This is a genomic window from Ensifer canadensis, assembly GCF_017488845.2.
GTDB lineage: Bacteria > Pseudomonadota > Alphaproteobacteria > Rhizobiales > Rhizobiaceae > Ensifer > Ensifer canadensis.
Genome location: NZ_CP083374.1, coordinates 686,435 through 705,733, shown reverse-complemented (window position 1 = coordinate 705,733; position 19,299 = coordinate 686,435). Strand labels below are relative to the sequence as shown.

The following is a 19,299-nucleotide window of genomic DNA, read 5'->3' as shown; positions in this document are numbered from 1 at the left end:
TTCTTCTAGACTCCGGCATTTCCGCGATCTACCTTGGGTGCTTCCTGAAATTGTATCAGGTTTCAGCCCCTTCGCATCGCCTACCGCAATGGAATTGCGGTTCGGGCCTGCGCTTCAGCCCCAATGCAACGTAATCTCACCGCGCAAGCGGGAGGAGTTTCCACGGCCAATGCCCAATGCGCCTGTGGCGCTCTTAAACTGATGCTTCGCGAACCGCCGCAATTGACTGCGCTGTGTCACTGTTTCGCTTGCCAGCGAAGAACTGGTGCACCGTTCAGCGCTAATGCGTTCTACTCGATTAACTGTGTCGAAATATCTGGAACGTCTGCAGAATTCATTCGTACTGCCGAGAGCGGTCGCAAGGTCCGAATGCATTTTTGCCCAACTTGCGGCTCAACCGTCTATTGGAAGGCCGATGTCTCGCCGTTCTGGATCGGGGTGGCTGTAGGTTCATTTGCCGACCCGGCGTTCGCGCCACCTGCCATATCAGTATTCGAGCAATCGAAACATAAGTGGGTGAAGGTCGCCGACACGGTAGAGCCTTTCCAAGGTCTCCCAATCGGCCAACATTAGGATGAATCGGCAGGTGACCGCGTGGCCTAATCACTGGCCATAAGCTGGCAACATAGTGAGGATTCTGACCCGCCATGATGCAATTTCACGCAGGCAACTGCCCGAGCTGTCAGAACGGCCGGCTTTTTCTCTTTCGTGAGAGCGAAACCGGAGATGTCTACGCACACTGCGAGGAGTGCGAGCAGGGGTATCGATCGCCAGAAGAAGTCGAGGGCAAGAGTGGGTTTCTAACCCTACTCAACGATTCCGATGCCGAATGGGCGACCGAGGATGAAATCTCTCGAAGTGTCTGGGCGAACCATCAAATTTCGAGGCATAGCCTCTCCAGTTACGAAGGCGCGTCCACTCAATGACCGCCGTCTCGCGCGATACTCGGCGTCGGTCGCGTGCTCACAGTAGTCTCGTCGGTATACCCTATTGAGCTGGCGCAGTCGTTGAAGGCTGGGTCGTCGAGGGCTGAGTCGTCGGCTCAGTCGTAGTCGCCGGCGGTGTCGCTGTTTCCGTTGTGGTCGTTTTGCCAGGGAGTAGGAAGACAACGGCAAGGATGATTACGACTACGGCGACAATGACGCCAATAACGGTGTTTCTGCTCATAACTGCTCCTCCTGAGCGTGTTTACCCGTACTTTATAAACTGGAGCAGCTGGGTTCGTTTTCAATTCTGAAGTCGGCGTATAGCAGCCCGGTAGCTCGTCTGCCTCTAACCAGAAGGTCGCAGGTGCGAATGCTGCCATTTCAGCCGGCGGACGTCGTTGCCAATTTTTGCCATGCGGCTATGCTCGTTCCTATGAGTACAATGAACATTTCCCTGCCGGACTATCTGAAGAGCTTCGTAGATGAGCAAGTCGCTGGGCGGGGCTATGGGTCGAGCAGTGAGTATATCCGAGAATTGATCCGTCGAGATCAGGACCGGCTCACGTTACGCAGGCTGTTGCTTGACGGAGCCTCCTCTGCGCAGACTGAACCGCCCGACGCCGCTTATTTCACCGGGTTGCGCGATCGAGTTCGTGGTCGGCAGGGCAAGTGAAGAACAAACCGATTATTCCACGTGAATTGGCGCGCATGAAGTGACCGTAGATTATTACGCACGCGAGGCTGCGATTGATGTCGCGCTGGGCTTCATCGACAGGCCGGCTGCATCGACGTGTGGCGTGTGCTTCATGCCAAGCGCGATATCCCGCAGTGGATGCAGGGGTCGGATAGTCACTGACTGCGCGGAGATTTGCACGGCTGTACCCGCTGTGCCCCACCACCCTATGCACGACCCCTGGCCAAAGTCACTTGCGCTGGCGTCGGGGGACTGACGAAGCAGATAGCTGGGAAGACTTTAGGGACGTCATGCGCAACTTCGAAGATCCTGGTCGGTCGCTGGCCATCGCCCGTCACGGGATGGCGGCAACCTCACATCCGGCCTCAACCCTGACGGCCATCGAGATCCTGAAGGCGGGAGGGAACGCCATCGATGCGGCGGTGGCGGCCGTCGCGGTTCAGTCAGTAGTCGAGGCAGGTTCGACTGGTGTTGGTGGGGATTGTTTCGCAATGATCGCGGTGGAAGGATCCACCGACATTCGCGCGTATAACGGCTCGGGCCTGACGCCAGTAGCACTGAGCCGCGATGCGCTGCGTGCCGACGATGTGACAGCAATCGAGCGCTCTTCTCCTCATGCGGTCACGGTTCCTGGAGCGGTCGATGCCTGGTGCCGCCTCCTAAGCGACTTCGGCCGGATGTCGATGGCCGAGGTGCTTCAGCCTGCAATCGCGATGTCCCGCGACGGCTATGCGCTGACGCCCCGTGTCGCCGCCGACCTGGGCATGCAGCGCGATCTCCTGGCTGCCCACCCGACCACCCGTGCCACTTTCCTGGTCGCGGGAGAGGCGCCGGCGATGGGCAGCGTCCAGCGCCAGCCCTTGCTTGCGGATACACTCGACGCGATCGCACGCGGCGGCAGGGACGCCTTCTATCGCGGCGCCATCGCCGAGGACATGGTGGACTATCTGCGCGGCCTCGGCGGCTGTCACTCCCTGGACGATTTCGCCAGCGCTGCAGGAGACTACGTTACACCCATCTCCACGACCTATCGCGGCCGCACCATCTACGAATGCCCGCCGAACGGCCAAGGCGTCGTCGCCCTGCTGATCCTCAACATCCTCTCGCGTTTCTCGCTATCCAACGACCCGTTCGACCCCGATGATCTGCATCTCCTCCTCGAGGCAACACGGCTCGCCTACGCCGCGCGCGACGCGATGGTCGCCGATCCGTCTTTGTCGGATGGGGCCGTCGAGCGCATGCTGTCGAGCACACTTGCTGATCGCCTTGCCCAAAGCATCTCCCTCGATCGGGTCACCGAACCGCTGCCCTCGTTCGACACCGTCGAGCACAAGGATACCGTCTATGTTTGCGTGGTGGATCGCGACCGCAACGCGGTCAGCTTCATCAATTCGATATTCAGTTCCTATGGCAGTGGGCTGATGGCGCCACGCTCAGGCGTATTGTTCCACAACCGCGGTCAGAGCTTTTCGCTTGCGGCAGGTCACCCCAACGAAATCGCGGCTCGCAAGCGTCCGATGCATACGATCATCCCGGGAATGGTCGCCGAGGGCGGACGTGTCGTGATGCCGTTCGGTGTGATGGGCGGCCACTACCAGGCTATGGGCCATGCTCACCTGTTATCCCGGCTCTACGATTACGGTCTCGATCTTCAAACCGCCATTGACCTGCCGCGCCTCTTTCCGCTGCCCGCTACAGTGACGGTCGAAGCCGAGGACGCCATCCGCACGAGCATCGGCTCCGAACTGGAACGGCGTGGCTTCAAGGTTCAGCCGTCCCTTCGTGCCATCGGCGGAGCGCAGGCCATCCGGATTGACTGGGAGCGTGGCATTCTGATTGGAGGGTCGGACGCCCGTAAGGACGGGATGGCGTTGGGCTACTAACTTTGCCTCACAGGTAGAGTGATGAGATGGACGGCTCTCCCAAGTGTTTGACAGCCACCGTATGCTACAGCGACGGCGGGCACGAGGTGGTCGCTTCTGCAGCGAGTCCTCGGTCAAGCGGAGCGGTTGCTGGGCTACTCGTCCGGCTTCCGGCTGGTCACCATTGTTCCTTACTTCAATACCAAAGTGATGGTTGGACTCTTGCATGGGCTTACGATCAAAAGCTTCGTTGGCGGGAGAGCCCACCTCGCAGATTAAAGAGGCGTCAAAGTTGCAAAGACACGCCGGTCTACCGGGTTGCTCGATCGGAGGCGTCTCTTGATGACACCGGACAGGCAATCGATAAAGGAAAGGGCTGCAGATCCTTGGGGACCATTTCGCCTCGAAATAATGCTGAGGTCCCGCGGTGAAAATCTCTCCTCGAGATCCAACAATACCGTGCGGTCGTAGAAAGGGGGTACAGCCGTCATGATGCTTGGAACCCAGGTGCACATATCTGCCTGCTCAACGAGTGTCTGAGAAAGCAACACCGAGTGTGCCAGTACAACGCGCTTTTCATCCAATGTCGCGCCGTGTCGCCAGAAAACCTCCTGCATCAGGCCATCACGACCGTCAGGGGCGTAGTTCAGCAGCCAGTCCTGATCCAGCAGTTCGTGAATGGACTTGCATCCCTCTTTCGCATGACCTCGACGAACCATGATGCCCGTCTCGTAGCGAACCAACGGTTCAATCAGAAATTCCTGAGCAGACATCGCTGGCGACGCCTGGCCTATGGCGAGATCCATGTAGCCGTCGCGAAGAAGTGGTTGCGTGATCATTACGAAACTGTCGAAGAATTCGAGCCTTACATTCGGCATGCGTCTTCTAAACTCGGTTACGACCTCCGGCAGCAGCGTCAGGGAAAGCCACGGCGTTACGGCAATGCAGAGCCGTCCCTCAATTTGGCCACGCCGAATGCTCATCTGGCTCTCCGCCTGCCTGAGCTGATTGAGAACGAGACGAGCGTGGGTCAGTAAAGCATAGCCGTGATCGGTAAACTTCAGGCCACTTGGCGAGCGAACGAGCAGCGGTAGCTGCTGTTCGGCTTCCATCTCCCTCAAGGCCCGCGTTACAGCGGGTTGCGATATCCCCAGAAGGCGCGCTGCGGCGCGGATGCTGCCGGTGTCGGCGCTGGCAACCAGTGCCTCGAGTTGATGCAGCTTCATCCGGTCTCCGGTGATAACGATTGGTTATCACCATAATAAACTTTTGTCTCCCGCTCAATGCGCGCATTCACTAGATTGCGAAGCACTGCCTCACAGGCAGAGGTCGGGAATTCTCAGGGGCGGAGTGGTGGATGAAGAACGCGATCGTGTTGCCAGGGATTTCCGATTTCCAATCTGAAGCGATCTCGATTCGCAGGCAGATTCACGCTCATCCGGAGTTGGGCTTTGAGGAGTTCGCGACGAGTGAGCTGGTCGCCAAGCTGCTCGCCGAATGGGGCTACGAAGTTGCGAGGATCGCAGGGACTGGCGTAGTCGCAACTTTGCGCAATGGTGAGGGGCGGTCGCTTGGCATTCGCGCCGATATGGATGCGCTCCCGATCGAGGAAGTGACGGGACTATCCTATAGCAGTACCGTTCCTGGAAAAATGCATGCCTGTGGTCACGATGGTCACACGGCGATGCTTCTCGCTGCAGCTAGGCATCTGGCGCAGTCGCGAGACTTCCACGGCGCTCTCCATCTAATCTTTCAGCCGGCCGAAGAGGGCCTTGGGGGAGCCGCGCGGCTGTTGGGCGAGGGGCTGTTCGAGCGGTTTCCCTGCGATGCTGTCTTTGCCATGCACAACGTCCCAGGCCAACCGGTCGGCACGTTCGGCTTTCGCAGCGGCGCGTTCATGGCTTCCGCCGATACGGTGACGATCCGTATCATTGGTCATGGCGGACATGGCGCTGTTCCACACAAGGCGGTGGATCCAGTCGTTGTCTGCTCGGCGGTCGTCATGGCGCTTCAAACAGTGGTCTCACGCAATGTCGATCCGCAGGACGCTGCGGTAATCACGGTTGGGTCAATTCACAGCGGAACCGCGTCGAATATCATTCCGGATGCGGCCGAGATGTCTGTAACGGTGCGCTCGCTGTCACCGGAAGTCCGCCGCGAAGTCGAGGCGCGGATCTGTGGCTTGGTGCATGCGCAGGCGGAGAGTTTTGGGGCGAGAGCCGTCATCAATTATGAGCGCTGTCATCCGGTGCTTATCAATCACCCGGTCGAGACGGAATTTGCCCAAGACGTCGCTCGGCAATGGCTCGGTCCAGAGGCATCAATCCTGAACGCGCACCCGATCATGGCCAGCGAAGATTTCGCTTTCATGCTGGAGCGCTGTCCTGGGTCCTACATCAATATCGGCAACGGCGAGGCGAGTCACCCGCTGCACAACCCGAGCTACGACTTCAACGATGAGGTATTGGCGATCGGGGCGACCTATTGGGTCAAGCTCGCCGAGCGGTTTCTCGCAACGCCCGCTCAGTCCGACATCACCCGACGCACAGCAGGCATCGCAGCACAGCGCCCATGTGCTGCGACCGAGTAATCGGCCGGTTCGGGCGAAACCAACGAAAACCAAACTGGGGAAAAATCATCGTGTTCAAGATCATAGCAGCATCTCTCATACTGCTTTCCGGCTCCGTCGCGGCACATGCCGCGGATCGCACTGGACAGACGATTAAACTGGGCATCGATCCGACTTACCCGCCGCTCGAGTTCAAGAAGCCGGACGGCAGCCTGACCGGTTTCGGGGTCGAGATCACCGAGGCCATCTGCGCCGAACTACGCGCCAAATGTATCTGGGTGGAGAGCAGCTGGGACGGCATCATTCCTTCGCTGCAAGCACGAAAATTCGACATCATCGCGTCGTCGATGACGATCACGGAGAAGCGCAAGGAGCAGATCGCCTTCTCTGACAAATACTCGAACGCGCCGTCGCGCCTGGTCGCAAGACGGGGTTCGGGTCTGGAACCGACGCCGGAATCGTTGAAAGGCAAGCGGATTGGCGTCCAGCAGGGGTCCTCGCAGGAGACCTACGCTATGGCCGTATGGCGGCCCGCCGGTGTGGAAGTTGTCGCTTACCAGACGCAGGACCAGATCTATTCCGATCTCGGATCGGGACGTCTCGATGCATCTTTGCAGGCATCAATCCAGGCAAGTGACGGCTTCTTGAAGAAGCCTGAAGGGCAGGAATTCGAGTTTGCCGGTCAGGATATGAACGACCCGATGTACTTCGGCATCGGCTCGGGTTTTGGGCTCCGCAAGGAAGACGCGGAACTGCGCGAGGACGTCAACAAGGCGATCGCGGCCATCGTCGCTGACGGCACCTACAAGTCGATCAATGACAAGTACTTCGACTTCGACGCCTACGGCGGACAATAAACGCGATAGCGATGTTCCTGCCTGGTCAACTCGCCCTGTGCAATCGTATCGGCTGCACAGGGGTAAATCCCGCGTTGCCGTGGCCATTCACGACGCGCTTACGAAAAGAACAGACATATGGCCCTCGACGGATATGGTCCCCTTGTATTGGCCGGATTGCTGACGACGATTGAGCTCGCCGTTCTGTCGATCGCAGGCGCATTCTTTGTTGGCATCGTTGGGGCAAGTTGCAAGCTGTCGTCCAGACGCTCGCTGCGCCTTGCAGCCACCGTTTATACGACGGTGATCCGCAGCGTACCCGATCTCGTCATGATGTTGCTTCTCTTCTACAGCCTCCAGATGTGGCTGAACGGAGTTACCGATCGCCTCGGTCTGCATCAGATTGATATCGATCCGTTTGCCGCCGGTGCGATCACACTCTCATTCATCTATGGTGCTTACTTCACGGAAACATTCCGAGGCGCATTCCAGGCCGTCCCGCGCGGACAACTCGAGGCGGCGGCGGCATATGGCATGACGCCGTGGAAAACGTTCTGCAGGATCTTGTTTCCGCAGATGATGCGCCATGCCCTTCCAGGCATCGGCAACAATTGGCAGGTCATGATCAAGGCGACCGCACTGGTTTCGCTCATCGGCCTCAACGACTTGATCAAGGTTACGCAGGACGCGGGCAAGGCGTCTTCCAGCTTCTTTTTCTTTAGCATTCTGAGCGCGGCCATCTTCCTTGGGCTCGCAACGGCGACAAATGTCGTCGTGTTCATGCTCGAGCGATATTTCTCAACCGGCGTCAGGAGGGTAGGCGCATGATTGAGATCCTGCAGGAGTACTGGAAGGCCTATCTGTGGACCGATGGCTACCGGATTACCGGCGTCGCCATGACCTTGTGGCTCCTTGTTGCCTCCATCGTCCTTGGATTCGTTCTGGCGATACCGCTTTCGTTGGCACGAGCATCGGCCAATCCATACATCCGGGTTCCGGTCTGGCTCTACACCTATGTGTTTCGAGGCACGCCCCTCTATGTGCAATTGCTGATCCTCTACACCGGTTTCTACAGTTTCAGCTTCGTACGGTCGGTGCCTCTTCTCGACAGCTTTTTCCGTGAGGGGATCAACTGTGCGATCCTGGCATTTGCGCTTTGCACCTGTGCTTACACGACCGAGATCTTTGCCGGCGCCATCCGCGCCGTGCCTCATGGTGAGATAGAGGCGGCCCGGGCATATGGCATGTCGGCATTTACGGTTTACCGGCGGATCGTCCTTCCGTCAGCGCTCAGGCGCGCACTGCCAGCCTACAGCAACGAAGTGATTCTTGTCCTGCACGCGACTTCGATCGCGTTCACTGCGACCGTGCCTGATATTCTCAAGGTTGCGCGCGACGTGAATTCGGCGACCTATGCCTCATTCGAAGCCTTCGGTATCGCCGCCGTTCTCTATGCATCGATCGCATTCGCTCTCGTTTGGCTGTTTCGGCAGCTTGAAGGCAGGCTTTTGGCATTTGCGAAGCCTCACACGGGCCTGAGTGGCGTAGGGCAGACACGGGTGTGAGCACCGTGCTGGAACAATTGGGACAGTCTCACGAAAATAACGAAGGGTCGGAGTTGGTCCGCCCTCACAAGGGAGGGTGCTTATAGTGAACGGTCAGGAGGAGTTGGAGGGGAAATCGATCGCGGTGGCGGTCGGGAACCTGCACAAAAGGTTTGGCGCCCTGGAGGTTCTCAAAGGCGTCAATTTGAACGCATTGGAGGGCGAGGTGGTTTCGATGATCGGGGCCTCCGGATCCGGCAAGAGTACGTTGCTGCGCTGTATCAACCTACTTGAACTTCCCTCGCAGGGAACAATCGAGGTCGCCGGCGAAAAGCTGAAACTTCAAGCCAATCGCGACGGAAATCTCCACCCTGTCGATCACCAGCAGCTTCGACGCATCCGGACGCGCCTGTCCATGGTATTCCAGGGGTTCAATCTTTGGCAGCATATGACGGTTCTGCAGAATGTCGTGGAAGCGCCGATCCACGTGCTCGGCATTTCGCGAGCGGATGCGCGAGAGAAGGCGGAACACCTGCTCAACAAGGTCGGCCTTTACGAAAAGCGACACCAGTATCCGGCCTATCTCTCCGGAGGGCAGCAGCAGCGGATCGCCATCGCCCGTGCCCTATGCATGGATCCCCGTGTCATGCTTTTCGACGAACCCACGTCGGCGCTCGATCCTGAGCTCGTCGGAGAAGTCCTGAAAGTCATCCGGGACCTTGCGGAGGAGGGACGAACGATGCTTCTTGTGACCCATGAAATGAAGTTCGCCAGAGACGTTTCGAACCATGTTATGTTCCTTCACAATGGAATCGTTGAAGAACAGGGGCCACCTGAACGGGTGTTTCTGCACGCTGAGAGCGAGCGTTGCCGCCAGTTCCTGTCGCGCTCGCACTGACATCTAGGGAGGGCTGCTAGACAATTGGAAACCAAGCAGCTTTCTTACTTTGTTCTCGCTTGCCAGTATAGAAACCATGCAGAGGCGGCCGCAGACGCAGGCATGTCGTCTTCGGCGCTTAGCGAAAACATCAGCCAGCTCGAGCAGGGCCTCGGGATCAAGCTTTTTCAACGGGGCCCCTTGGGCCATTACCCGACTGAGGCTGCGCGATGGCTGTATCAACGAGTCGAGCCGATTTTGCAAAGGATCGAAGCGGCCGAAGACGGCACATACGCCGCTATCCCTGTGCCAGCACCCCGCTTGGAGGTTTCGACCCCTCTCCAGTTCACGCTGGGGCGTTTGTCGAGAGCTATAAGCCTTTCCGTCAGATATCTGCGAAAGGAGCACCCGCAGGTCATTCCACGCGTCCGTTTTGATGTGCCGATTGAGGAGGACCAATCCGATCTGCCCGCTCACGTGGCTATCCGCTACGGTGGCGATAAGACCCCTTACGAAGATGCATTGCTTTATCGCGATGATTGGATCGCTGTCACCAACTATGAACGGGCCGGCGAGCCGGGCCGCAGCCTGGACTTTGATGCACTCCGGCGGTTGCTGATCCTGGTGCCACCGCTTTTGCCGGCGCAGCGCAGACTGGTTCGCGCCTATTGCGCGGCCCATGATCTTCCCGAGCCGATCGCAACTGCCGAGGATGTTGGAACCTTTCCTTATCTCTCCCGCGAGACGCGCGCTTGGGCTATGCTTGCACCACGTAGCCTTGTCGCCGTGGGCGCTTCGCGCCTGCAGCTCGATTATGCGGTTTTGCCGGTCGAACTCAGCAGCCCTGTCGTGGCGCATGTCACAGGCACCGCGCAACCGGCGAGAACATTCGTCGACCATCTTCAGCGCGTTCTGTCTTCGCCGCCGAGACCAGTGGTCTACGACCCGCGGATCACTTTGCGGCAGATGCGCTATTTCCTGGCATTGATGGACCAGCTCAACGTTACAGCCGCCGCTCGCAAACTTCACGTCGTCCAGCCGGCATTGTCCAGCCAGTTGCGCAAGCTCGAGGCGACGCTGGGGGTCAATCTTTTTGAGCGTCAGCGGACGGGCCTGAAGCCGCTGGCAGATGCCCACGGCTTAGCGGGGCTTTTCAGAGATGGGGTTGAAGCATGCGACCAACTCGTTGTGCAGGCCAACAGGATCGCGCCCGGCGACGCTCAGAAAATAACCATTGGTGTCGTTCCTCTTGCGACGCATATCGGCCCGCTTTCGGAGGCACTTGCCGCGGCAATCAGCGAATGGACCGGCCAGCATGCGGCGATCAAGCTACAGCTGGTCGAGGCACCGGCCACAGCACTTCATCGTTGGGTGGAGGCTGGCGAGATCAGTTTCGCCATCGTTGAAACGCAGGTGTCACGATCGTCACAGCTCGATCTGCGTAATCAGGATCGGATGGTGGTGGTCACCAAATCAGTCGATGCCATTCTTCCGCCTGGCGATGTCGAATTGGCAAAGTGCACGACGCTACCGCTGATATTACCAAGTCCTGTGTTTGGTCTTCGCCAACTGCTGGACCAGGCCGCAGAGAGCGAGGGCCTGGCTTTCGCGCCTGATATGGAGATCAATTCCATTGCCATGATCCTTGCGCTCGTCCGTCGGATGCGGCTTGCGACTATCCTTCCTGAGACGGCCATCCAGAATGTAGCGCATGCCGAGATGTTTCAGCTCAACCCGATCGGTAGTCCGAGCATCTATCGGCGGTTGTCGATCGTCTTCTCGACGGACCGAAGCCTGACCAATGCGGAACGCGCGCTCGTGGAGCTTCTCAAAATGCGCTTGGCCGATGCAAGCCGACAGGAGTTTCACGCGTCGCTTGAACCGGGTTAGAACGACTAGGTCATAGCGCGAAAACCTCACACTCCATCATTCCTTCCAGCGCTTGACGACGCCGACGTCCAGATCGAAGAGGTCCAGCGCGCGCCCGACGGTGTGGTCGATTATGTCTTCCACGCTCTCAGGGCGGGAATAGAACGCTGGCACGGGCGGCATGACGATCGCACCCATCTCGGTCACCGACACCATATTGCGGCAATGGCCCAGATGAAGAGGTGTTTCACGAAACATGAGGACGAGCCTCCTTCTCTCCTTCAACATCACATCCGCGGCTCTCGAAACGAGGGTGCCACATGCTCCCGATGCGATTTCACCCAATGTCTTGGCCGAGCAGGGCGCAATGAACATGCCTTGGGTGCGGAAGGAGCCGCTTGATATGGCGGCCGCGACGTCGTCGTTGGAATAGACATGATCGGCGCGGTCCCGGATGCCCTTCACCTTGATGTCGGTCTCGTAAGCGAGGGCCACCATTGCTGATTTGGACATGACGAGATGCGTTTCGCAGTTCAGTTCGCGCAGCACATCGAGCAAACGGATGCCGTAGATATGGCCGGAGGCGCCCGTGATCGCCACCACGAAACGCTTCCTGGGCTGATGCACGACAAATTTGCGGCTCGCGCTGGTCGCGTCTGGGACAAGGTTCTCAGTAGTCATCAAGCTGCCTCCTCACACTTTCGTAGATATCCGAAGGCGGCTTGACGAATTCCGATCGTCCACCCGGTTCGCCGTCGCCGGGGCGCGTTGTGGCGACCATTCCGATCTTCGTGACAACAAGGTCTTCGTGAACGGGATCGCACCGGTCGGCCTTGACCCCGGGCAGAACGATGAGGTCCTCGTGGCCGCGGAAACGTGCGGCGAGCGACCATTCGACCTGCTGCCAGTCGTCCGGCTCGACGTCGTCTTCGACGGCGATCACGAGCTTAAGAAGATTGACGCACCCCATCGCAAGCAGGATAGCGCGCTTGCCTTCGCCGAGCCTCGGGCGCCGCATCGATATGACTGCATGCAACCGGCCCATGCCGCCGTCGGTGATCACAACGCGTTTCACGGCCGGAATGGCACGTTGCAGATCACGTGTGAGCGTTGCCCCAATCGAGACCGCCCCCATGAGGCAGTGTTCTGCTGCATAACCAGGCAGGATCGCCTGATAGAGCGCTGATTTACGGTGGGTGATACAGGTGACGTCCACTCCAATTCCGGGTCCGTAATAAACATAGAAGCCTGGGAATTCGGAAACCGCCCCCTCATCGATCAGGTCATCGGGCCGCAAGCGCCCTTCAATAACGATCTCGGCGTGCGCTGGAACTTCGACGTCAACCGTGCGGCATCGCACGAGCTCGATCGGCTCGCCCAGTAGCGCACCGGCAGTGTCGAATTCGTCATCACCGAGGTCGAGGTATAGCTGTGAGCCAAGAAGCACGGCCGCGTGGTTGCCGATGGCGATTGCAATTTCGAGGTCGCGTCCTAGCCTCTTGGCCTTCTCCGCCAGTTGGGCCAAATGGTGGTTCTTGGCGATACCGGCCATCATGCGTTGACCACCCTCGAGACGGAGTCGAGCAATCGAGACGTTGCGGCGGCGGGTCTCCGGATCTTTCGCGATGATGACGCCTGCTGTGATGTACGGGCCACCTTCCTTCTCGAACCAGTGTGGGACTGGCAACAAGGCGCCCACATCGAAGGGCGGCTTATGGGTCACCTCCTGCACCGGGGCACGATCAACCAGAAGCGGTTTGATCGGCGCGCGCAGCGCAGACAGGCAGAACGCATCGAGTTCGGCGGCATCTATACCCAGGGCGAGGGCATACCTCTGCCTGTTGTTGTAGAGATTGCCGACGACCGGCATGGTGTGGCCGCGTACGTCCTCGAAAAGCTGTGCAGGACCGCGGTCGCGCAAGCTCAGGACGGATGCAATTTCAAAGCGGCTATCAACCTCGCGGATTACGCGGTGCAGCTCTCCTCGCTGTTCAAGTGTTGCGAGAAAGCTACGCATACTTTGATCAGGTCTAGACAATAGCTTCTCCCGAACCCTGCTCTGGTTCTGTGACGAGGTCGAATTTTAGGATGGCGTCGTGGATAACGGCGGCGCCTGCTGCAAGACTATCGCGCTCGGCCCACTCTTCGGGCGCGTGGCTGCGACCCTCGCGGCATGGAACGAAGACCATGGCGCTCGGTGCGATCCTCGTGAGGAAGGCCGTGTCGTGTCCGGCTCCTGAGGCCATGGTCCGGCTCGACAAACCAAGGGAGATTGCACTCTCTTGGAGCATCGACCGAAGCGTGTCGTCGCATTGAGCCGGGTCGCTATCGGAGAGGACCTTCCAGACCGGCCGACCGATCCCCAATTGGTGTGCGATCGCACGGGTGCGTTGGTCCAATGCGGCTATGAAGTATTGTGTGAGCGAATGATCTTCGGCACGGATATCTACGACGATCCTTGATGCGCCGGGCACGACATTGGCCGCGTTCGGCTCTTGTTCGACGATGCCGCAGGTGGCCACGAAATGTCCTTGTCCGGTCAATGCGTCCTTGGAAGCTCTGTCGGCCACGAAAGACACTGTCATCGCCGCGGCAAGCCCGGCATCGCGCCTCATGGTCATGGGTGTGGTGCCGGCGTGGTCAGCACGGCCCTCGAAAGCGATCTCAACCCGGGCGATTCCGACGATAGCGCTGACCATGCCAAGGTCTATGCGGCTCTCCTCGAGCACTGCACCTTGCTCTATGTGCAACTCGAAGCAGGCAACGACATCGCCGCGGACCGCATCGGTCAAGCGCTTGGGATCACCTCCGACACGCGCGATCGCTTCGCCAAGGCGTTCTCCGGTGGGATCCGTAAAGTCGAGCTGATCGCCGGTCAGCATTCCGGTCATTGCGCGACTGCCCACGCAAGAAAGTCCGAACTCGGACGGCTCTTCGGCGAGGAAGTCCACTACCTCGACGGCATGACGAAGTTTTCGGCCGGCTTGGTGCAGCGACCGCGCAATCTCAAGTGCAGCAATAACGCCGGCGACGCCGTCGAAGCGACCGCCAGATGGGACGGTGTCTGAATGCGAGCCGATTATGATCGTTCCGGCAGTCGTATCAGAGCCCTCCAGCCTTCCGATCAGGTTTCCCCCCGCATCGATGCGAACTGTCATTCCCGCTTCCTTGAAGCGCCGCGCGAGCCATTCACGCCCCTCGATGAACAATTTCGAAAACGAGCGTCTCGTGTAAGGTCTTTCGGGCTCGGTGATCGTCGCGAGGTCCATGAGATCGCTCCACAGACGCTCGGCGTCGAGGGGCATATTCCTTCCCAATCTTATCGCGGCGCTCATATCAAGATCTCCCGCGAGGGCGTGATGAACTTGCCTGCTCCGGGGTGAGCCAGGACCTGCGTGCCATCGAAAACCATGTGGCCCCGCTGGAAGGTCGCAACCGGGCGGTGCTGGATCTCGAGCCCTTGGTACGGGCTCCAGCCAACAACGTTATGACCGCTTGCAGCCGGATCATAGCGTCTGGGGTCTTTGGCCATGACGACGATATCGGCATCGCGACCCGGCTCGAGCGCTCCCTTCCGGTGTCCTATTCGAAACAGTCGCGCGGGATTTGCTGCGAGCAGCCGGGCGGCCCATGTCGGGCTCAACCCGCGAAGCAAGAGCCCATCGAGAAGCAGCGAGTAGAGAACTTCAAGGCTCGGTGCACCGGATGCATTCTTGAGCATGTCGGGGTCGCTTTTGCGATCCTCCGACCAACTGACGTGATCGGTCGAGACGACAGTCACGCCGCCAGCGGCAAGGTGCCGCCAGATCGCCTTGAGCTCGCTGCGCGGTCTGATCGGAGGGTTGACCTTGGCCTTGCCGCCAAGGCGCGACACGTCGTTTTCCTCATCGAGCACGAGATAGTGGATACAGGCCTCTATCGTCGCATCGAACCCGTTTGTCCGATGGTTTGAACACAGCTCATAGCCACGACCGATCGAGCAGTGCACGATATGCGCCGAGCAACCCGTTGCAGCGCCGATCTCGTATGCCTCAGCCGTGGCCAGTGCTTCGGCGATCGCTGGCCTTGCCATGCCATGCGCGCGATAGTCGCTGATGCCCAAGGCTTGGACGTCGGCGTCAGCAGCGCGCACCATTTCATCGTTCTCGTTGTGAACGCCTGCAGCCAGCCCGTGGCGTGCAATTTCGGCGAAGCACGCATGCAATGTCTGCGGAGGTATGCGCGGAAAGCGCTCTGGGTGTGTTCCGAATGTTGAGAACTTGAAAGCAGCTGCTCCGGCGCCGACCATCTGGGCAATATGCTTTGGCCCGTCATTGGGATGGACGGTGCCGTAGAGCGCAAAGTCCACGCGCGCCTGTTGCCCGGCTTCCAATGCCTTTTGGGCAAGCCGCTCGGCGTTGCAGATGAGATTGCCGTCGTCATACGGCATATCGACGATTGTGGTTACGCCACCGGCGGCGGCTGCGCGTGTCGACCAGATGAAATCCTCCTGACCGGCCTGCGAGCGCGAATGCACCTGTGAATCGATGGCGCCGGGAAGAATATAGGCATCTTCGAAGTCGTGCCGCTCCTTGCTCGACGCTGGGGGAATACCCTCGCCAATGCGTTCGATGATGCCGTCGCGCACAGCGACATAGCCGTTCTCCCGGACACGATTGGCGTCCACCACGCGGCCAGTTAGGATCAAGTCAAAATCACTCATAGCGTCTCCTCAATGCCATGAGCATGCGCAGGCAGGTGGTCTCTGGATAATTGCTTTGTCCGAAGTCGGCTATCGCCGGACCCGAATTCGCCGAGGCGCCGAGGCGATCTGACGAGGATGTTTGCTATTTGAGAGCGCGGTGGCCCCGCAGGTCGCAAATCTGTTGGGCAGTTCGCCGTCCGCTATGGCTCACTTCGCCATTCCTGTTTGGACGGAAGCCTTGCATCCCAGCAGGGTTGCGATTGCAAGGCGCATTCGGCACGGGCACTTGGGGAGTGGTACAAGCCGCCGCTGCCGCCATCACCATAAGCAAAATAAGAGGGAGCATTGTCATGAGCAGCATCACATCTGGGGTGGAGGCCTCAGATCGCAAACAGGTCATCGCTGGACGCCGGGCTGTTGTCGCGGCATCGGTCGGAAACGCGCTTGAATGGTACGACTTCATCATCTACGCGTTGTTCGCCGTCTATATAGCCCAGAACTTCTTTCCTGGGGGCGACCAGACGACGGAACTCGTCAAGGCATTTATCGCGTTTGGTTTGGGCTTTATCATCCGTCCGCTGGGCGCAGTTCTGATTGGCGTCTACGCGGACCGCGCAGGGCGGAAAGCGGCCCTGACGCTGACGATCATGATCATGGCGCTTGGCACTCTCGTTATCGCCGCCGCGCCCACCTATGCCGCCATCGGGATTGGTGCGCCACTCCTCCTGTTGGTCGGCCGGATGCTTCAAGGTTTTTCCGCGGGCGGCGAACTCGGCGGTGCAGCCGCCTTTCTCGTTGAACATGCCCCTGAGGGAAAGAAGGGCAAGTACGCATCATGGCTGCAGGGAAGCATGGCAATCTCCAATATTCTCGCCGCACTTGTCGCCTTCTCGGTGACCGCTCTGCTCACGCAGCAGCAGATCGGTGAATGGGGATGGCGCCTGCCGTTTCTTGTCGGACTTCTCATCGCGCCGGTGGGTATCTGGATGCGCCGCACGCTCGATGAGACGCCGCATTTCCGCGAGGAGATTGCTCGTCAGAACAAATCCGGTGTGACCGAACGACTGCCGCTAAAGGCGGCGTTCGTGGAGTTCTGGCGGGAACTGCTCAAAGGCACGGGAATGTGTGTGCTGTGGGGTGTGTCGACCTACACGCTTGTCATCTTCATGCCGATCTATATTCAGCGCAGCTTCGGCATGAGCGGCTCGGACACCTTCCTTGCTTCCCTTATCGGCAATGTATTCATGTTGATCAGTTGCGTCGTGGCGGGAAGCTTGTCGGACGTTGTTGGACGCAAGAAGATGCTGGTCGTGGCAGCAATCATCCTTGCGACGGCGGTCCATCCGTTGCTTTGGCTCCTGCACATGTCGTCGACGCTTCCCACGCTGATCTTTGTGCAAACCGCGTTCTGCATCATGGTCGGCCTCTATGTCGGCGTGGCACCGTCGGCCCTTTCCGAGATCTTCCCGACACGCGTTCGGTCGACCGGAATGTCTCTTGCCTACAACACCGCTACGACAATCTTTGGCGGTTTCGCACCCGCCATCCTCACATGGCTCTCCCAAGGAGGAGGAATCTATGCGCCAGCCTGGTATATGACCGCAGCGGCGGCATGCGCGTTGTTGGCCATCGCCACGTTGAAGAGGCCAGTCGGGTAAACATGCCGGCCGCAACGCCGAGCGGCTGGGAGCCTTCGCCGCCGTAGCGCAAGGCGCTGATAGCGCTTCTCTCTCTACGGCGACGCAGGCAATGATTGGCTGGGGGGAGGAGATGGCAACGACGATATGGAAGTCGGTATTAGCAACGATGCCTTCGCAGGCGGTGAGGGGAGCGCCGCCGCGGGTTAAGTCCCGGACTCATCGTGTCGTCGGTTCCATTTGTAGGGTTCGGTTTGCGGCCATTCCACCGGTGAGTCTTCCCAGAGTTCCTGGCGACCATACGATCAGAGCGTTCAATCGCGCATCACCCGGCCGTTGCGGAAATATCGGAACGCAGGCAGCGAATATAGGCGCAGAACATGTCGGACATGGCATTCGCGTATGCTGCGATTTCCGCGTCGGTCTTCGGCTCGGCTGAGAACTCCTTCCCGACCGTGGTCATGGTCGTCATGACGAGGTCGCCGGCCGTGGCCCGGACCGCCGCGGAGGCATCCGGAAGAAGCTCGGACATGAACGCTTCGATGACCGTGTCATCCGCCGCCCGCGCGTCCTGCGCTTCCGGCGCATCCCGGTAAAGCGGGGCGGCATCGCTAAGTGCCACCCGAACGGCAGCTTCCTCGCATTCCGAACGGATGAAGGCCTGCACGAGGCTACGGAGCCGCTCGAGCGGCGGACGGGACCGGTCCGTCAGGATGTCGCCCAGGAGATCTGATGTCTGCCGCCACTCGTCGCTCTGCAGTCGGAACAGGATAGCCGCCTTGTTGGGGAAATACTGGTAGAGAGATCCGACGCTGACACCTGCCCGTTCGGCCACCCGCGCGGTCGTAAAACGCTGCGCACCCTCCTGCGCCAAAACCTGAACAGCCGCCTGAAGAATGGCGGCGACAAGCTCGTTCGAACGCGACTGTTTGGGCTGTTTTCGTGTGGAAATACGGGGACTTGCGCGATCAGTCATCGGGACCTTTTGCAATGCGATTAGCAAACGCGACGAATTATTCGTATTTTTAATTCGAAAGCAAGTCATCGCAGCGAACCAAGGATTTTCCGATGAACACTCTCAAGGACATACGCCTTGCATCTCTTCTCGACCGTCTCTTCGACGAAGCGGATGCCGCCACCAGCCCGGGTTTGGCAGAACTCTCCCACGCGGAGCGCGACCGCCTCATGCACAGCAAGACGGAGTATCTCGACTTCTACAGCCGCATGAAGGATCTTTGGCTTCCCGTGTCCCGCCAGACCGGCGAACTGCTCTACATGCTGGCCCGAAGCAGCGGCGCAAGGACGATCGTCGAGTTCGGCACGTCGTTCGGCCTCTCGACTCTCTACCTTGCAGCAGCGCTCCGGGACAATGGCGGGGGCCAGCTGATCACCAGCGAGTTCGAGCCGTCGAAGATTGCAAGGGCACGACAAAACCTGGCTGACGCGGGCCTCATCGACCTCGTCGAAATCCGCGAGGGCGATGCGCTGACGACGCTGAGTATGGATCTTCCCGAAAGCATAGATCTGCTCCTGCTCGATGGCGCGAAGCCGCTCTACCCGGAAGTCCTTTCACTGGTCGAGAGCCGTCTGCGGCCCGGTGCACTGGTCGTTGCCGACGATGCGGATCATTGCCCGGACTATCTCGATCGCGTCCGCGCGACTTCGGGCGGCTATCTGTCAACACCGTTCGCCGACGACATCGAGTTGTCGATGCGCGCGGCCTGAGCCTGCCAACGTTCAACTGCCACCAAACCAATCCGAACATACAACGAAAGGACCGTCCCAATGGGACGGCCCCCTC

17 protein-coding genes, 1 tRNA gene and 1 pseudogene are annotated in these 19,299 nt (G+C 59.3%); 13 read left to right on the top strand and 6 right to left on the bottom strand.

The window, feature by feature from the left end; genetic code table 11:
- The first annotated feature begins 123 nt into the window (after positions 1 to 123).
- The 4 genes from J3R84_RS36665 (at position 124) to ggt (ending at position 3,503) form a co-directional block, all read left to right on the top strand.
- Entirely contained in the window at positions 124 to 573 is a 450-nt protein-coding gene (locus J3R84_RS36665; RefSeq protein WP_203528497.1) for a GFA family protein, read from the top strand.
- Between the two features lie 661 nt (positions 574 to 1,234).
- A tRNA-OTHER gene (locus tag J3R84_RS36660) sits at positions 1,235 to 1,311 on the top strand.
- Between the two features lie 48 nt (positions 1,312 to 1,359).
- Positions 1,360 to 1,599, top strand: coding sequence for a type II toxin-antitoxin system ParD family antitoxin (locus J3R84_RS36655; RefSeq protein ID WP_057226343.1), 240 nt, complete (start codon positions 1,360 to 1,362; stop codon positions 1,597 to 1,599).
- A gap of 311 nt (positions 1,600 to 1,910) precedes the next feature.
- Entirely contained in the window at positions 1,911 to 3,503 is a 1,593-nt protein-coding gene (gene ggt, locus J3R84_RS36645) for a gamma-glutamyltransferase (protein ID WP_057216522.1), read from the top strand.
- Between the two features lie 254 nt (positions 3,504 to 3,757).
- Here the strand turns inward: ggt and J3R84_RS36640 are convergent, their stop codons facing one another.
- Positions 3,758 to 4,708, bottom strand: a complete 951-nt coding sequence (locus J3R84_RS36640) for a LysR substrate-binding domain-containing protein (protein WP_057216525.1) — start codon at positions 4,706 to 4,708, stop codon at positions 3,758 to 3,760.
- 131 nt (positions 4,709 to 4,839) lie between these two features.
- On the opposite strand from J3R84_RS36640, the gene J3R84_RS36635 reads away from it, so the two are divergent.
- The 7 genes and pseudogenes from J3R84_RS36635 (at position 4,840) to J3R84_RS36610 (ending at position 11,198) form a co-directional block, all read left to right on the top strand.
- Positions 4,840 to 6,072, top strand: coding sequence for a M20 aminoacylase family protein (locus tag J3R84_RS36635; protein WP_063991867.1), 1,233 nt, complete (start codon positions 4,840 to 4,842; stop codon positions 6,070 to 6,072).
- A gap of 50 nt (positions 6,073 to 6,122) precedes the next feature.
- Complete coding sequence (locus tag J3R84_RS36630) at positions 6,123 to 6,908, top strand: ABC transporter substrate-binding protein (RefSeq protein WP_203528495.1); 786 nt, start codon at positions 6,123 to 6,125, stop codon at positions 6,906 to 6,908.
- Positions 6,909 to 7,025: 117 nt separating this feature from the next.
- Positions 7,026 to 7,715, top strand: coding sequence for an ABC transporter permease (locus J3R84_RS36625; protein WP_025430551.1), 690 nt, complete (start codon positions 7,026 to 7,028; stop codon positions 7,713 to 7,715).
- Entirely contained in the window at positions 7,712 to 8,452 is a 741-nt protein-coding gene (locus tag J3R84_RS36620; RefSeq protein WP_203528494.1) for an ABC transporter permease, read from the top strand. The genes J3R84_RS36625 and J3R84_RS36620 overlap by 4 nt, the downstream gene beginning before the upstream one ends.
- 85 nt (positions 8,453 to 8,537) lie before the next feature.
- Positions 8,538 to 9,329, top strand: a complete 792-nt coding sequence (locus J3R84_RS36615; RefSeq protein ID WP_272502219.1) for an ABC transporter ATP-binding protein — start codon at positions 8,538 to 8,540, stop codon at positions 9,327 to 9,329.
- A 24-nt stretch (positions 9,330 to 9,353) separates the two neighbouring features.
- Positions 9,354 to 9,527: pseudogene (locus J3R84_RS38970) on the top strand (helix-turn-helix domain-containing protein); the annotation flags it as partial.
- 258 nt (positions 9,528 to 9,785) lie between these two features.
- Positions 9,786 to 11,198, top strand: a complete 1,413-nt coding sequence (locus J3R84_RS36610; protein WP_239637607.1) for a LysR family transcriptional regulator — start codon at positions 9,786 to 9,788, stop codon at positions 11,196 to 11,198.
- A 36-nt stretch (positions 11,199 to 11,234) separates the two neighbouring features.
- Here the strand turns inward: J3R84_RS36610 and J3R84_RS36605 are convergent, their stop codons facing one another.
- The 4 genes from J3R84_RS36605 to ertD all read right to left on the bottom strand — a co-directional run bounded on the left by J3R84_RS36605 (position 11,235) and on the right by ertD (position 15,879).
- The gene (locus J3R84_RS36605) at positions 11,235 to 11,858 is read right to left on the bottom strand and encodes a UbiX family flavin prenyltransferase (RefSeq protein ID WP_082523531.1); all 624 of its coding nucleotides are present in this window, start codon (positions 11,856 to 11,858) and stop codon (positions 11,235 to 11,237) included.
- Positions 11,848 to 13,215: a UbiD family decarboxylase gene (locus J3R84_RS36600; RefSeq protein WP_225906359.1), complete on the bottom strand. Its 1,368-nt coding sequence runs from the start codon at positions 13,213 to 13,215 to the stop codon at positions 11,848 to 11,850. Before J3R84_RS36600 ends, J3R84_RS36605 begins: the two co-directional genes overlap by 11 nt.
- Positions 13,208 to 14,446 carry an N-carbamyl-l-glutamate amidohydrolase ErtE gene (gene ertE, locus J3R84_RS36595; protein ID WP_309239147.1) on the bottom strand — a complete coding sequence of 413 codons (1,239 nt, stop codon included), beginning with the start codon at positions 14,444 to 14,446 and terminating at the stop codon, positions 13,208 to 13,210. The genes J3R84_RS36600 and ertE overlap by 8 nt, the downstream gene beginning before the upstream one ends.
- A gap of 62 nt (positions 14,447 to 14,508) precedes the next feature.
- A complete protein-coding gene (ertD, locus tag J3R84_RS36590; RefSeq protein ID WP_057216542.1) occupies positions 14,509 to 15,879 on the bottom strand; it encodes a hydantoin-5-propionate amidohydrolase in 1,371 nt (456 codons plus the stop codon).
- A 326-nt stretch (positions 15,880 to 16,205) separates the two neighbouring features.
- Between ertD and J3R84_RS36585 the strand changes: the two genes are divergently transcribed.
- The gene (locus J3R84_RS36585) at positions 16,206 to 17,519 is read left to right on the top strand and encodes an MFS transporter (RefSeq protein WP_435526102.1); all 1,314 of its coding nucleotides are present in this window, start codon (positions 16,206 to 16,208) and stop codon (positions 17,517 to 17,519) included.
- Between the two features lie 304 nt (positions 17,520 to 17,823).
- Here J3R84_RS36585 and J3R84_RS36580 read toward each other — a convergent pair whose 3' ends face one another.
- Entirely contained in the window at positions 17,824 to 18,474 is a 651-nt protein-coding gene (locus tag J3R84_RS36580) for a TetR/AcrR family transcriptional regulator (protein WP_057216548.1), read from the bottom strand.
- A 92-nt stretch (positions 18,475 to 18,566) separates the two neighbouring features.
- On the opposite strand from J3R84_RS36580, the gene J3R84_RS36575 reads away from it, so the two are divergent.
- Positions 18,567 to 19,223 (top strand): O-methyltransferase, encoded by a 657-nt coding sequence (locus tag J3R84_RS36575; protein WP_057216550.1) that lies wholly within the window; start codon positions 18,567 to 18,569, stop codon positions 19,221 to 19,223.
- Positions 19,224 to 19,299: the final 76 nt, after the last annotated feature.